General features: G+C 70.1%; 14 protein-coding genes. 8 read left to right on the top strand and 6 right to left on the bottom strand.

Going from position 1 to position 13,125, the window contains the following annotated elements; all coding sequences use genetic code 11:
- Nucleotides 1-8: 8 nt before the first annotated feature.
- Nucleotides 9-836 carry a M55 family metallopeptidase gene (locus FDZ84_RS02150; RefSeq protein WP_168584477.1) on the bottom strand — a complete coding sequence of 276 codons (828 nt, stop codon included), beginning with the start codon at nucleotides 834-836 and terminating at the stop codon, nucleotides 9-11.
- A 169-nt stretch (nucleotides 837-1,005) separates the two neighbouring features.
- Between FDZ84_RS02150 and FDZ84_RS02145 the strand changes: the two genes are divergently transcribed.
- From FDZ84_RS02145 to FDZ84_RS02130, 4 genes are all read left to right on the top strand, one after another.
- On the top strand, nucleotides 1,006-2,796 hold the full coding sequence (locus tag FDZ84_RS02145; protein WP_168584476.1) for an ABC transporter substrate-binding protein: 1,791 nt from the start codon (nucleotides 1,006-1,008) through the stop codon (nucleotides 2,794-2,796).
- Nucleotides 2,797-2,859: 63 nt separating this feature from the next.
- Nucleotides 2,860-3,837: an ABC transporter permease gene (locus tag FDZ84_RS02140; protein ID WP_168589735.1), complete on the top strand. Its 978-nt coding sequence runs from the start codon at nucleotides 2,860-2,862 to the stop codon at nucleotides 3,835-3,837.
- On the top strand, nucleotides 3,834-4,730 hold the full coding sequence (locus FDZ84_RS02135; RefSeq protein WP_168584475.1) for an ABC transporter permease: 897 nt from the start codon (nucleotides 3,834-3,836) through the stop codon (nucleotides 4,728-4,730). Before FDZ84_RS02140 ends, FDZ84_RS02135 begins: the two co-directional genes overlap by 4 nt.
- Nucleotides 4,727-6,325 carry an ABC transporter ATP-binding protein gene (locus FDZ84_RS02130; protein ID WP_168584474.1) on the top strand — a complete coding sequence of 533 codons (1,599 nt, stop codon included), beginning with the start codon at nucleotides 4,727-4,729 and terminating at the stop codon, nucleotides 6,323-6,325. The genes FDZ84_RS02135 and FDZ84_RS02130 overlap by 4 nt, the downstream gene beginning before the upstream one ends.
- 3 nt (nucleotides 6,326-6,328) lie before the next feature.
- On the opposite strand, the gene FDZ84_RS02125 is transcribed toward FDZ84_RS02130, so the two are convergent.
- Nucleotides 6,329-6,649 (bottom strand): type II toxin-antitoxin system PemK/MazF family toxin, encoded by a 321-nt coding sequence (locus FDZ84_RS02125; RefSeq protein ID WP_168584473.1) that lies wholly within the window; start codon nucleotides 6,647-6,649, stop codon nucleotides 6,329-6,331.
- Nucleotides 6,646-6,870, bottom strand: a complete 225-nt coding sequence (locus FDZ84_RS02120) for a hypothetical protein (protein ID WP_246868736.1) — start codon at nucleotides 6,868-6,870, stop codon at nucleotides 6,646-6,648. The genes FDZ84_RS02125 and FDZ84_RS02120 overlap by 4 nt, the downstream gene beginning before the upstream one ends.
- A gap of 83 nt (nucleotides 6,871-6,953) precedes the next feature.
- Between FDZ84_RS02120 and FDZ84_RS02115 the strand changes: the two genes are divergently transcribed.
- Entirely contained in the window at nucleotides 6,954-7,277 is a 324-nt protein-coding gene (locus FDZ84_RS02115; RefSeq protein WP_168584472.1) for an antibiotic biosynthesis monooxygenase, read from the top strand.
- Nucleotides 7,278-7,296: 19 nt separating this feature from the next.
- Here the strand turns inward: FDZ84_RS02115 and FDZ84_RS02110 are convergent, their stop codons facing one another.
- A complete protein-coding gene (locus tag FDZ84_RS02110; protein ID WP_168584471.1) occupies nucleotides 7,297-7,926 on the bottom strand; it encodes a uridine kinase in 630 nt (209 codons plus the stop codon).
- A 126-nt stretch (nucleotides 7,927-8,052) separates the two neighbouring features.
- A complete protein-coding gene (locus tag FDZ84_RS02105; RefSeq protein WP_168584470.1) occupies nucleotides 8,053-8,985 on the bottom strand; it encodes an LD-carboxypeptidase in 933 nt (310 codons plus the stop codon).
- A 371-nt stretch (nucleotides 8,986-9,356) separates the two neighbouring features.
- Here FDZ84_RS02105 and FDZ84_RS02100 point away from each other — a divergent pair, with 371 nt between their 5' ends.
- From FDZ84_RS02100 to FDZ84_RS02090, 3 genes are all read left to right on the top strand, one after another.
- The gene (locus FDZ84_RS02100; protein WP_168584469.1) at nucleotides 9,357-9,923 is read left to right on the top strand and encodes a DUF3090 domain-containing protein; all 567 of its coding nucleotides are present in this window, start codon (nucleotides 9,357-9,359) and stop codon (nucleotides 9,921-9,923) included.
- Nucleotides 9,924-9,928: 5 nt separating this feature from the next.
- The gene (locus FDZ84_RS02095) at nucleotides 9,929-10,723 is read left to right on the top strand and encodes an SCO1664 family protein (protein WP_168584468.1); all 795 of its coding nucleotides are present in this window, start codon (nucleotides 9,929-9,931) and stop codon (nucleotides 10,721-10,723) included.
- Nucleotides 10,724-10,791: 68 nt separating this feature from the next.
- On the top strand, nucleotides 10,792-11,712 hold the full coding sequence (locus tag FDZ84_RS02090; protein ID WP_246868735.1) for an MBL fold metallo-hydrolase: 921 nt from the start codon (nucleotides 10,792-10,794) through the stop codon (nucleotides 11,710-11,712).
- 92 nt (nucleotides 11,713-11,804) lie between these two features.
- Here FDZ84_RS02090 and FDZ84_RS02085 read toward each other — a convergent pair whose 3' ends face one another.
- Nucleotides 11,805-13,043, bottom strand: coding sequence for a serine hydrolase (locus FDZ84_RS02085; RefSeq protein ID WP_168584466.1), 1,239 nt, complete (start codon nucleotides 13,041-13,043; stop codon nucleotides 11,805-11,807).
- Nucleotides 13,044-13,125: the final 82 nt, after the last annotated feature.

Genomic DNA, 13,125 nt, shown 5'->3' with positions numbered 1-13,125 from the left:
TTTTGTAGTCAGCCGTAGATGCCTTGGATTGCGCGGGCCGCGATGGTCGCCACGATCTTGAATGCCTTCATCGCCTCGGTCATGTTCGGCGCGTCGAACCCGACCCGCCGCACGTCCAGTTGCTCGACGGTCGGGATCACCTCGGCCGCAGCGGCCAGGTGTGCGGCGTCGAACTCCACCTCGATGCGGTGCGGCCGGACCACGCCCTCGGTCCGCCCGGCCAGCGCGAGGCTTTCGGTGGCTGCGGCGCGGATGTCGGCCGCGGTGCGGGCTGGTGGGCGGCAGATCGCCGCGTAGCGGCTCACGCATTCCTTGACCGCGACGGTCTTCGCGGCGGGTGCGTAGCCGGCGGCCTCGGAGCAGGCCCGGTCGTCGCCGGTCACCAGCAGGACCGGCACCCCGTACTCGGCGGCCAGCGCCGCGTTGAGGCCGCCCTCCCCGGCCGGGGCGCCGTCGAGCCACACCCTGGTGATGGAGTTCTCCAGGTAGGTGTGGGAGAGGACGCCTTCCTCGCCCGCGCCCGCGTGGTAGCCGAGGAACACCACACCGTCGACATCCGAATCGATGCCCTGCATCATGGACAGCGGCTTGTGCCGCCCGGTCAGCAGCACGGCCCGCTGGTCGAGGTCCTCCAGCAGCAGGTTCCGCTGTGCGGAGTGCGCCTCGTTGACCAGCACGTCGGTGGCGCTGCCCGCGCAGAGCCCTTCGACGCACGCGTTGACGTCGCCGGTGAACAGGCGGCGGAAGCGCTGCCACTGCTCGGTCCCCGGCACCACGTCGTCGGTCCAGGTGACGCCGGTGACGCCTTCCATGTCCGCTGAGAGCAAGATCCGCACGGCGGCAAATCTATGCCGCGCAACCAGGCTTCCAGGCGGCGACGCGCCGATTGGGTAACGGTTCGATTCCCCTGCGTGACGCGGCCCGGAGACGACTTTCGGTTAACCATTGACGAACAGTGCCTGAAAGTGGTTCCTTCTTCTCATTCGCCGCAAAGGAGGGGGCACCGTGAGCAGACGATTCGCCGTGCTCTGGGCCGTGCTGCTGGTCGGATTGCTGGCACCGATGCCGGCCACGGCGCAGGGAGACGGCGCGCGCCAGGACGGGGCGACGCTCCGGATCGGGCTGCAGCAGCAGATCGACTCGCTGAACCCGTTCCTGGGTTACACGGTGCCCTCCAGCGACATCTTCCGGTCCATCTACCCGACGCTCACGACCTACAGCCCGGACGACTTCTCGGTGATGCCGGAGCTCGCCGAGAGCTGGCAGTCCTCCCCGGACAGGCTCACCTGGACCTTCCGGATCCGCCCCGGCGTCAAGTGGTCCGACGGGCAACCGGTGACCGCCCACGACGCGGCCTACACGTTCAAGCGGATGATGACCGATCCGGCCGCGAGCACCGCCAACGGCAACGTCGTGGAGAACTTCGAGGCCGTCACCGCCCCGGACGACAGCACGCTGGTGATCCGCACCAAGACGCCGCAGGCCACGATGCTGGCGATCGACGCGCCGATCGTGCCCGAGCACGTGTGGTCGAAGGTCGCCGACGTCGCGACCTTCGCCAACGACCAGATGCCGGTCGTCGGAAGCGGGCCGTTCACGCTCACCGGCTACCGCGCCGAGCAGGACGTCACGCTGACCGCCAACCCCGAGTTCTGGCGCGGTGCGCCGAAGATCGCCGGGTTGCGGTTCATCCAGTTCAAGAACAGCGACGCCGCGGTGCAGGCGCTGCGCAAGGGTGACGTCGACGTCGTCCAGAAGCTCACCCCCGCGCAGTTCGACGCGCTCGCCGGGCAGCGCGGCATCCAGCAGGTCAGGGGCCAGGGGCGGCGGTTCTTCGAACTGTCGCTCAACCCGGGCGCGGCCAACAGCGAGAACCAGCCGATCGGTACCGGCCACCCGGCGCTGAAGGACGTGCGGGTGCGGCAGGCCATCGACCAGGCGATCGACCGGAAGGTCCTGGTGGACCGGGTGCTCGGCGGCTACGGCCAGGAGGGCGGCGGGTACCTGCCGCCGATCTTCTCCGACTACCAGTGGACTCCGCCGCAGCCGCGGACCTTCGACCCGGCGGCGGCCAACCGGAAGCTCGACGAGGCGGGTTACGCCCGCGGCGCGGACGGCATCCGCCGGACCCCGCAGGGTGAGCCGCTGAACTTCAACCTCGTGCTGCACGGTTCCCGCTCGGAGGACACCCAGGTCGGCGAGTTCGTCAAGCGGTGGCTGGCCGGTCTGGGCATCGGCGTGGAACTGCAGCCGGTTTCGGACAACCAGCTCAACGACCGCACCACCAGCGCCGACTACGACATGGTCATCAGCGGCTGGGCGGCCAACCCGGACCCGGATTACGTGCTGCGGCTGCAGACCTGCGCGTCCCGGCCGGGTCCCAACGGCGGCGGCAACCCGGACACGTTCCTGTGCGACCAGCAGTACGACGACCTCTACCACCGGCAGCTCGGCGAGTTCGACCAGGCGAAGCGGGTCGATCTGGTCAAGCAGGCGCAGGCCCGGTTCTACGACCAGGCCGCCGGTCTGATCCTGTGGTACCAGAATTCGCTGGAGGCCTACCGCGCCGACCGCTACAGCGGGTTCAGCCTGCAGCCGAAGAGCGACGGCGTGATCGTGGCGCAGCAGGGCTACTGGGGCTACTACGGCGCGCAGCCCACCGACAAGGCGCTGAACGGCTCGGGCACCGATTACACCGGTGTCGCCTGGGTGCTCGGCGGGGTCGTGGTGCTGGTCGGCGTCGTGGTGGCGCTCGTGGTGGTCCGCCGCCGCGCGACCGCCGACACCAGGGAGTGAGCCGTGTCCGAAGCACTCGTCACCGTCGCCGAACCGCCACCGCCGACCGGCAGTGGCCGCCGGATGGCCCGCTACCTGGGCGGCAAGCTCGGCGGCGGCCTGGTGAGCCTGTTCATGGTGGCGGTGCTGGGGTTCTTCCTGTTCCGGGTGATGCCCGGCGACCCGGTGCGCACCATGACCCACGGCGCGCCGGTGACCGCGCAGCAGATCGCGGTGCTCCGGGAGCGGCTCGGCCTGGACCAGCCGCTCTGGAAGCAGTTCCTGGACTTCCTCGGCAACCTGCTGCGCGGTGACCTCGGCACGTCCTACACCTACAGCCGCCCGGTGGGCGAGCTGATCCTCGACCGCATCGGCCCGACCGTCCTGCTGGTGGGCACCGCGACCGCGATCGCCGTGCTGCTGGGGCTGTGGATGGGCAGCCGCGCGGCGTGGCGGCACGGCGAGGCCTTCGACAAGACGTCGACCTCGATCGCCCTGACGCTGTGGTCGGTGCCGACGTTCTGGCTCGGGCTGATCGTGCTGATGGCCTTCGGCGTCGGGGTCGGGCCGATCCCGGGCCTGTTCCCGGTCGGCGGGATCTCCTCGCCGGACACGCCGCCGGAGCTGCTGCCGCAGGTCCTCGACGTTGCCCACCACCTGGTGCTGCCGACGCTGACCATGGTGGCGGTGATCTACGCCGAGTACCTGATGGTGATGCGCTCGTCGCTGCTGGAGGAGATGGGCGAGGACTACCTGACGACGGCGCGCGCCAAGGGCCTGCGCGAGGACCTGGTGCGGCGCCGGCACGCGGTGCCCAACGCGCTGCTGCCCACCGTCACGCTGATCTTCCTGCGGCTGGGGCTGGTGGTGGCGGGTGCGATCACGGTGGAGGCGGTGTTCTCCTGGCCGGGCCTGGGGCTGCTGACCTACGAGGCGCTGCGGGTGCCGGACCTGCCGTTGCTGCAAGGCATTTTCATCGTCCTTGCCGGGAGCGTGGTGGTGATGAACGTGTTGGCGGATTTGGTCTACCGGGTGCTCGATCCGAGGGTGCGGGAATCATGACGGCCACCGCAGGGCAGATCATCTGGGCCCGCCGCAAGGCCCGGGCGGCCGAGGCGTGGCGCGTCTTCCGCGCGGACCGGGCCGGGCTGGTGGGTCTCGTGCTGCTGGTCGTGGTCGGCGCGTTGGCGTTGTTCGCGCCGCTGCTCACCGACGCCAGCGGCCTGGACGTCACGCGGGCGCCCGGCATGCCGCTGCAGGCGCCGAGCAGCGAATTCTGGCTCGGCACCGACGAATCCGGTCGTTCGGTGCTGCTGCTGACCTGGTGGGGCGCGCGGGTGTCGCTGGTCGTCGGGCTTTTCGCGGCGGTGCTGTCGGTCCTGATCGGCACCGTGGTGGGGGTGCTCGCGGCCCACTTCGGCGGCTGGACCTCCCGGGTGCTGCTGCGCTTCACCGACTTCTTCCTGGTCCTGCCGTCCCTGGTGCTGGCCATCGCGTTGTCCACGGTGCTCGCCCGCGGGCTTCCGACGATCGTGCTGGCGATCGGGGTGACGGCCTGGCCGGCCACCGCGCGGATGGTGCGGGCCCAGACGCTGACCGTCGAGGCCCGCCCCTACATCGAGCGGGCGTGGGCCCTGGGCGCCGGGCACGGCCACATCATCGGCCGCCACGTGCTGCCCGCGGTGCTGCCGCTGGTGTTCGCCAACACCACGCTGTCGGTGGCCAGCGCGATCATCGCCGAGTCGACGCTTTCGTTCCTGGGGCTCGGCGACCCGAGCCGCGTGTCGTGGGGTTCGATGCTGAAGTCCGCGATGGACACCGGCGCGGTCACCGGCGGTGCGTGGTGGTACTTGCTGCCGCCGGGCTTGGGAATCGTGGTGGTGGTGCTCAGCTTCACGTTGTGTGGGCGGGCGCTGGAGACGGTGTTCAATCCGAGGCTGCGGGGGCGACGGTGACTCCGATTCTGCAAATGCGGGACGTGGCGGTGGCCTACCGGGGCGCTTCGGAGGCCGCGCCGGGAATGGTCGCGGTGCGGGGCGTGAGCCTGACCCTCGCCGAGGGGGAAACCCTGGGCCTGGCAGGGGAATCCGGTTGCGGCAAGACGACGCTGGCGATGTCCGTGCTGCGGCTGCTGCCGAGCTCGGCGCGCATCGACGGCGAGATCCTGCTGGACGGCAAGGACGTTCGCGAGATGACGTTCGGGCAGCTGCGCGCGGTGCGCTGGGCGAGCGCGTCGGTGGTTTTCCAGGGCGCGATGCACGCGTTGAACCCGGTGCGCACCATCGGCGACCAGATCGCGGAGCCGATCAGGCTGCACGGCCGGGCGAACGGCGACCTGCGCGAGCGGGTCGCGGAGCTGCTCGCGCAGGTGGAGCTCCCCGCGGAGCGGGCCGGTGCTTACCCGCACGAGCTCTCCGGCGGGCAGAAGCAGCGGGTGATGATCGCGATGGCCCTGGCCTGCGAGCCGCGGCTGGTGATCGCCGACGAACCCACGACCGCGCTGGACGTGGTGGTGCAGGCCCAGATCCTGGAGCTGATGGGGCGGCTGGTCGCGGAGCGCGGCATCGCGCTGATGATGATCAGCCACGACCTGTCGGTGCTGTCGGCCAGCTGCGCCCGGCTCGCGGTGATGTACCAGGGCCAGGTCGTCGAGCACGGTCCGTCGCGGCAGGTGATGACCGCGCCGCAGCACGCGCACAGCAAGGCGCTGGCCAGCGCGTTCCCGACAGTCGGTGACCCGCGGTTCCGGTTCGCCGAAGGGGTGCCGAGCGGATCGGCGCTGCTGTCCGCCGAGTCGGTGTCGGTCGACTTCACCAGCCGCTCCGGGCAGACCGTGCAAGCAGTGCGCGGGGTGGACCTCGCGGTCAACGAGAACGAGATCGTCGCGCTGGTCGGGCAGTCCGGCTCCGGCAAGACGACGTTGGCCCGGACGATGCTGGGGCTGCAGCAGCCGACCGGCGGTGCGGTGCGCTTCGACGGCGTGCCGCTGCCGACCAGCAGCGCGGGGCTGCGCGAGTACCGCAAGCAGGTGCAGTTGGTGCTGCAGGACCCGACCGGGGCGCTCAACCCCCGGCACACCGTTTATGAAGCGGTGGCGGAGGGTTTGCGCATCCACGGCATCACCGACGACGAGCGGGGAAGGGTCGCGGCGGCGCTCGAGGCGGCGGAGCTGCGGCCAGCGGAGAAGTTCTTCGGCCGCCTGCCGCAAGAGCTGTCGGGCGGTCAGCGGCAACGCGTGGTGATCGCCGGTGCGCTCGTGCTGGAACCGCGGGTGCTGATCGCCGACGAACCGGTGGCGTCGCTGGATGCGACGGTGCGCGGCGAGATCTTGGCGCTGCTGCTGCGATTGCGGGCCGAACGCGGCCTGTCAACCCTGGTGATCACCCACGACCTCGGCCTGGCCTGGAACATCGCCGACCGGGTGGCGGTGATGTACCGGGGCGACCTCGTCGAAGCCGGCCCGGTGGAACAGGTCCTGCTGGACCCCCAGCACGACTACACCAAGACGCTCCTTGCCGCCGTTCCGTCGGTGGAGCGCCGCGTGGCGTAGGGGTCAGATCAGGCCGAATCGCAGAAGCAAGGCCCGGTCGAGTTCCGCGAGTTCGCCGGCGTCGAGCGAGCCCTTGAAGTCGCCCAGCCGATCCGGTGACACCGAGTAGATCTGGTCGGTGAGGATCCGGCTCTTGGTACCGTTCAATTCGATCTCGGGCCGGTAGACTGCGGCGCCCGCCCGGGTCGAGGTGAGCGCGACCGCGATAGTGCTGGTGGAGAAGCGGCAGGACTGGATGATTACGGCGTACCGCCTGCCTTGCTGCTCGTGTCCGCGCGCTCCGGGGAACGCCTTGATCTCGTACACGGCTCCCCGGAAGATCACTCGGTGACTCCCATGAACCGCTGTATCGCCAGCATTTCGGCCTGGTCGTCGGGATCTTCCTTGAGCCGTTCGGCGTCCTTCTCGGCCTGCTCCAGCAAAATTTCCTTGTAGGTGCGCAGAAGCGCATAGCGGACCGCCTCGGATCGGCTCCGCGTGTCGCCGGTTAACGCCTTCAGCGCGGTCTCCATGGCTTCATCGGTGCGAACGTTCAGCGTGCCCATCTGCCTACTGTAACACAGTTTGTGATACGTGGAGCCGTGTGCTCGGCCGGGAATTGTCGGTCCAGTGGGGCAGGATGCCGTCCATGGCTACGACGATCGAGCCGGACGCTCCGGTTACGACCTTGATCAACGTTTTCACCGTTGCGGCCGCGCGGCAGCGGGAACTGGTGGAGCTGCTGGACACCGCTACGGAGAAGGTGATGCGGCATTTGCCGGGGTTCGTGTCGGCCAACATCCACGCCAGCCTCGATGGCGCGCACGTCGCGAACTACGCCCAGTGGCGTAGCGAGGAAGACTTCAGGGCGATGCTCGCCAACCCGGCCGCGCAGGAGCACATGCAGGCCGCGGCCGCCATCGCCACGTACGAGCCGGCGCTCTACCGGGTCGAATCCAGCCATCACCTCTGATCCGGCCGCTACCGCCGGTTCATTCCAGGCTGTCGATCACGGCGGGTCGGCCCGGTCGGTCGACGCGGACCACGTAGTCGGCGAGGCGTTCCGGGGCGACTTCTTCGGCGTATCGCCGGAACGCGGGCAGGGTCCAGTGGTCGGGAGCGGGGGTTCGCCGTTCCAGGGCGGCTTCCGGTAGCCAGAGCTGCACCGCGAAGTCGAAGGCCAGGCCCGCGCCGAGCAGCAGCGGTCCGTCCACAATGGCCACTCCTCGCTCCGGGAGGGTGGTGCGGGGGAGGCGGGGCGAGCGGTCTGCCTCGGCGTCCCAGAAGGCCGGTAGGACCTGGCCGCTTCCGCTGGAGGACAACGGGTTCAGCACTTCCCGGGTCAGGGCCTTGAAGTCGAACCAGCTCTCGTAGAACGAATCCGGGTCGTCGTGCCCGTGCTCCAGCCGCAGCGAAGCGGGGCGCAGGTAGTCCGCGGTGCGCACTCGGACCACCTCGCGCCCCAGCGATCGCAGTGGTTCGACGAGGGCGTCGGCGAAATCGCCGGTATCGGCGGCTGGCGCGCCGTCCACAGCTACCCGCGCCCAAGGTCCTCGCAGCCCGTCGATGCGCTCCACCACCTCCGCGACCAGTAGTTCGGGGGAGATGGGGCGGACGCGCATGGGACCGAACGTATCAAGCGGCGCCGACGGCGTGTCCTCACCGGCGCGCAACCGCCAGTGGTGCTCGGTGGCCCGGTACGGCAACCGGGCGAAGGCGTGCCAGCACTACGCCCGGCGGAAGGCCAACTAGCGCAGCGCCGGTTGGAGGATCGAGAGGCGCTGCGCGTCGGTGTCGAGTTCGGCGGCCACGCCGAGCGGGATCGTGCGCTGCGCGTCGCAGTGGCCGAAGCCGAGCTCCCACATGATCGGCACGCCGAGGCCGCTCAGCAGGTCCGACATCACCGCGCGCACCTCCTCCAGCGGCCCGCATTCGGTCCAGGAACCGAGCGCGATCCCGGCGGCGTGGTCGAACCAGCCCGCGCGCAGCAACTGCGTGACGAACCGGTCCAGCCGGTACGGGTCCTCCGTGACGTCCTCGAGCATGGCGATCCCGCGCTCCGGTGGGGTCGGTGCGTCCGGCGCGCCAAGGGCGCCCGCGACGATGCTCAGGTTGCCGCCGTAGGTGATGCCCCGTGCGCGCCCATGCACGAGCGCGCCCGCGCTGGAACGCGTCAGGATCGTGACCGACTCGGGCTGGAACAGCGTGCGGCGCAGGTGCTCCCGCGCCGCGGGATCCTCGACGAACGCCTTCGTGGCCAGCATCGGCCCGAACACCGTGACCACGCCGAGCTGGGTGGCGAACGCGTCGTGCAGGGCGGTGATGTCGCTGGAGCCGGTGAACACCTTCGGCCCGGCCGCGGCCATCTCGGTCCAGTCCAGGTGGTCGAGGATCCGCATGCTGCCGTAGCCGCCGCGCACGCAGAACACCGCGGTGACGTCCGGGTCGCACCACGCCTCCTGCAGGTCGGCGGCGCGGTCGGCGTCGGTGCCCGCCAGGTAGTCCAGGTGCGGATGGCGGTCCCGGACGTGCTTGCCGACCCGCGCGTTCAGGCCCCACGAGCGCAGCTGCGCCAGCCCGGCGTCGAGCAGGTGCTCGGGCACCGGCCCGGCGGGGGCGACGAGTGCCACGGTGTCCCCGCTGCGCAGCCTGTGCGGGCGACGTAGTTCGCGCATGCTCATGACTGGTCCGCCTCTCCGCGATCCACAGTGGTGGTTGCGTCCAGCTCAATCTCCCGTTGCGTGGTTTCTTGTGGCTGGCTTGCGTCACGGTCCCCTGGGGTGCGGTTGAGGAGGACTGAGGTTGACACAGGGCTACTCATGCCTGCTCCATCCCGCGATCTTGACCACCGCGCGTGAGAGTATCCGCACCCGGCATGACGCGCTGGAGTTCGCCGATGGCGAACATTGGTGAAACCGGTGGTCGAAAGGGGCGCTCAGCGAGTAAACCGGCGGATGACCCGGTGGAAACCGCGCCGGTTCGAAACGGTGATGAACAAAACGGGGGCCAGCCGCGTACGGCCAGCGCTCGGTAGCCTAGTGTCAGAGGTGCCATGGCTCGTGTCATCCACGTCTTCCGTCAACCCGACCGATTCGTCGCCGGAACGGTCGGTGAACCCGGTGAGCGCACCTTCTACCTGCAGGCGTCCGAGGACGTCCGCACGGTGAGCGTGCAGCTAGAGAAGCAGCAGGTGTCGGTGCTGGCCGAACGCATCGGCGCGCTGCTGGAGGAAGTGCAGCGGCGGTTCAACACCGACCTACCCACCCAGACCCCCGACGACCTGGTCGACACCGATCCGCTGGCGGCGCCGGTGGACGAGGAGTTCCGGGTCGGCACGATGGGGCTGGGCTGGGACGCCGAGACCGAAGCGGTGGTCGTCGAGCTGCTCGCGGTCACCGAGGAGGAGATCGACGAGTCGGTGGTCCTCGACGACACCGAGGAGGGCCCCGACGCGCTGCGGGTGTTCCTCAGCCCCGCGCATGCCCGGGCGTTCGCCGAGCGCGCCGAGCGCGTCATCAACGCCGGCCGGAAGCCGTGCCCGCTGTGCGCCGAACCGCTGGACCCGGCCGGTCATATCTGCCCGCGGCAGAATGGCTACCGCCGTTCGGAAGAGGTCTGACCGGCGTGCGCGCCGGTGATCCCGCGGTCCGCGAACTGCTCCTGCACGGCCGGTTGGACGTGCAGGGGCGGCTGGTGGAGGCGTCCAACGCGACGCTGTTCTGCGGGATCGAGGCCGACGGCGTCTCGGCCGAGTGCGTCTACAAGCCGGTGCGCGGGGAGCGGCCGCTGTGGGACTTCCCGGACGGCACGCTCGCCGGTCGCGAGGTCGCGTCCTACCTGCTGTCCGACGCCACCGGCTGGGGGCTGATCCCGCCGACGTTGTTGCGCGACGGCCCGTTCGGGCCGGGCATGGTGCAGCTGTGGGTGGAAACCGAAGAGGATTCGCAGCTGGTCGACATCGTCGCCCCGGGCGAGGTGCCGGACGGTTGGCTGCCGGTGCTGCGCGCACAGGACCACCGCGGTGACCCGGTGGTGCTGGCGCACGCCGACCACGAGCAGCTGCGGCTGTTAGCGGTGCTCGACATCGTGATCAACAACGCCGACCGCAAGGGCGGGCACGTCCTGCACGCGCCGGACGGCCAGGTGCTGGGCGTCGATCACGGCGTGAGCCTGAACACCGACGACAAGCTGCGCACCGTGCTCTGGGGCTGGATCGGCCGGCCGCTGCCGGCCGACGTCGTCGACCGGCTCAGCGAGCTGCGCGCCCTGATGGAGGGACCGCTGGCTGCTGAGCTGGCAGAACACGTGACGCCGAAGGAAGTCCAGGCGGTCAACGCGCGCATCGAGCGGCTGCTGGAGGACGGGACGTTCCCCGCTCCTTCCGGGGAATGGCCGGCCATCCCCTGGCCCGCGTTCTGAAGCCGCGGGTGCGGACCGGCTGCCGGGCGGGGCAATCTGGTCGGGTGCGAACCCGGTACCAGCAGCCGATGATCCAGCCCTCCTACGCCGACCGCCTGTGTGCGCCGCGGCCCCGCTTCAGCGACGTGATGCGGCTGATGTGGACCGGCGGATTCCGCGGGCGGGTGGAGGACTCCAACCGGATCCCGGTGCTGCGCACCGGGCTGCCGCCGGTCACGGCGCAGGACACCGCGGTCACCTGGGTCGGCCACGCGACCTACGTGGTGCGGATGGCCGGGGCCACGGTGCTCACCGATCCCGTTTGGTCGTCCCGGATTCCCGGCGTGCCGCGCCGGCTGACGCCGCCGGGTGTCTCCTTCGGCGAGTTGCCGCCCGTCGACGCGGTCGTGATCAGCCACAACCACTACGACCACTTGGATGCGCCCACCGTGCTGCGGCTGCCGCGCGACACCCCGGTGCTAGTGCCCGCCGGGGTGGGCCGCTGGTTCCGGCGCCGCGGCTTCACCGAGGTCGTCGAGCTGGACTGGTGGCAGTCCGCGGAGGTCGCCGGGCTGACGTTCGACTTCGCGCCCGCGCAACACTGGAGCCGCCGCGGCCCGCGGGACACCTGCCGCAGCCTATGGGGCAGCTGGGTGATCTCCGGCCCGGAGCACCGGGTCTACCACGCCGGGGACACCGGCTACGGCCCGCACTTCGCCGAGATCGGGCAGCGGTATCCGGGCATCGACGTGGCGATGGTGCCGATCGGCGCGTACGCGCCGCGGTGGTTCATGAAGCCGGTGCACATGAACCCGGAGGAGGCGGTGCGGGCGGTGGCGGACCTGGGCGCGAGGTACGCGGCGACGATGCACTGGGCGACATTCGTGCTGACCCGGGAACCGGTCGTCGAACCGCTGACCCGCGTCCGCAAGGCCTGGCGCGACACCGGCCGCGACCCGGAGCAGCTCTGGGACCTCGCCATCGGCGAATCCCGTCTGCTGAGCCCGTGAGCGCTTTTGGGTGCCATAGCACCTGCAAGTACTCACGGCTGATCCCCGTGAGCGCTTTTGGGTGCCATAGCACCTGAAAGTACTCACGGCGATCAGTCCACTAGGGACTGGTAGACGAGTTGGTGCAGTTGGGGGCGGATCGGGTGGGTGCTCGACGGCATCAGCTGGGTCAGGAACAGCACCGTCAGGTCCTCGGCCGGGTCCACCCAGAACGCGGTGCTGGCCAGGCCGCCCCAGGAGAACTCGCCCCGGGAGCTGATCACCTTCGCCGCCAGCGGGTCGTCGAGCACCGCGAAGCCCAGCCCGAAGCCCTTGCCCGCGTTGGCCACCTCGGAGAACGACCCGAGCGCCAGGGTTTCCAGGTCCGCGCCGCCGGGCAGGTGGTTGCGGGTCATGTACCGCACCGTGCGGCTGCCGAGCAGGCGTGTGCCGTCGAGTTCGCCCTCGCGGCGCAGCATCTGCGTGAACCGGTGGTAGTCGTGCGCGGAGGAGAACAGCCCGCCGCCGCCCGAGAGGGCCTTGGGTAGCTCGAACGCCGCCGCGTGCAGTTCCGCGTGCTTCGGGTGCGGGCGGGCCTTGCCCTGCGGGTCGGCCGCGTAGAGGGTGGCGAGCCGGTCGGCGTTGGCGCGGTCCACCGCGAAGCCGGTGTCGGTCATCCCCAGCGGCTCGAAGATGCGGGTGCGGAAGAACTCGTCCAGCGTCTGCCCGGACGCCACCTCCACGATCCGGCCCAGCACGTCGGTGGCCACCGAGTAGTTCCAGGCCGTGCCCGGGTCGAACAGCAGCGGCATGCTCGCCCACTCGTCGCAGCAGCCCGCCAAGTCGAGGTCGGCGGCCATGTCGAAGTCGAACCCGGCGCGGCGGTAGAGCTCGTCGACCGGGTTCAGGTAGTGGAAGGCGTACGTGAGGCCGGAGGTGTGCGTCAGCAGGTGCCAGATCCGCATGTCCTCGCCTGCCGGGCGGGTCTGCGGGGCGTGGGCGGTCCCGCCGCGGTAAACCCGCAGGTCGGCGAACGATGGGATGAAGTCGGCGACCGGGTCGGTGAGCTCGAAGGCGCCCTCCTCGTGCAGCATCATGATCGCCACCGAGGTGACCGGCTTGGTCATGGAGTAGATCCGGAACAGCGTGTCGGTCTGCACCGGGGAGCCGCTGGCGATGTCGCGCATGCCGTGCGTCGACAGGTGCGCGATCTTGCCGTGCCGGGACACCAGCGCCAGCCAGCCCGGCAGCTTGCCGGCCTCCACATACTTCGCGAAGTGCTCGTCGATCCGGTTCAGCCGGGCGGCGTCGAAACCGGCTTCGCCGGGGTCGACCTCGATTTCCAGGCCCACTTGATCCTCCTGCGCGTGCCATCGCGGGTTACTTGGTGTTTCTACTCCACCGCGCCCACATACGAAATCCTTTCTGCTATGG

Source organism: Saccharopolyspora sp. ASAGF58, from assembly GCF_012277335.1.
Lineage (GTDB): Bacteria > Actinomycetota > Actinomycetes > Mycobacteriales > Pseudonocardiaceae > Saccharopolyspora > Saccharopolyspora hattusasensis.
The sequence above is the reverse complement of the archived record's forward strand: the minus strand, read 5'-3'. Positions and strand labels throughout refer to the sequence as shown.

What these genes read in the sequence shown, in the direction of transcription:
- FDZ84_RS02140 (WP_168589735.1), top strand. Translation starts at nt 2,860, where the DNA reads ATGGCCCGCTACCTGGGCGGCAAGCTCGGCGGCGGCCTGGTGAGCCTG.
- FDZ84_RS02135 (WP_168584475.1), top strand. Translation starts at nt 3,834, where the DNA reads ATGACGGCCACCGCAGGGCAGATCATCTGGGCCCGCCGCAAGGCCCGG.
- FDZ84_RS02120 (WP_246868736.1), bottom strand. Translation starts at nt 6,870, where the DNA reads ATGGGCACGCTGAACGTTCGCACCGATGAAGCCATGGAGACCGCGCTG.
- FDZ84_RS02115 (WP_168584472.1), top strand. Translation starts at nt 6,954, where the DNA reads ATGGCTACGACGATCGAGCCGGACGCTCCGGTTACGACCTTGATCAAC.
- FDZ84_RS02110 (WP_168584471.1), bottom strand. Translation starts at nt 7,926, where the DNA reads ATGCGCGTCCGCCCCATCTCCCCCGAACTACTGGTCGCGGAGGTGGTG.
- FDZ84_RS02105 (WP_168584470.1), bottom strand. Translation starts at nt 8,985, where the DNA reads ATGAGCATGCGCGAACTACGTCGCCCGCACAGGCTGCGCAGCGGGGAC.
- FDZ84_RS02100 (WP_168584469.1), top strand. Translation starts at nt 9,357, where the DNA reads ATGGCTCGTGTCATCCACGTCTTCCGTCAACCCGACCGATTCGTCGCC.
- FDZ84_RS02090 (WP_246868735.1), top strand. Translation starts at nt 10,792, where the DNA reads ATGATCCAGCCCTCCTACGCCGACCGCCTGTGTGCGCCGCGGCCCCGC.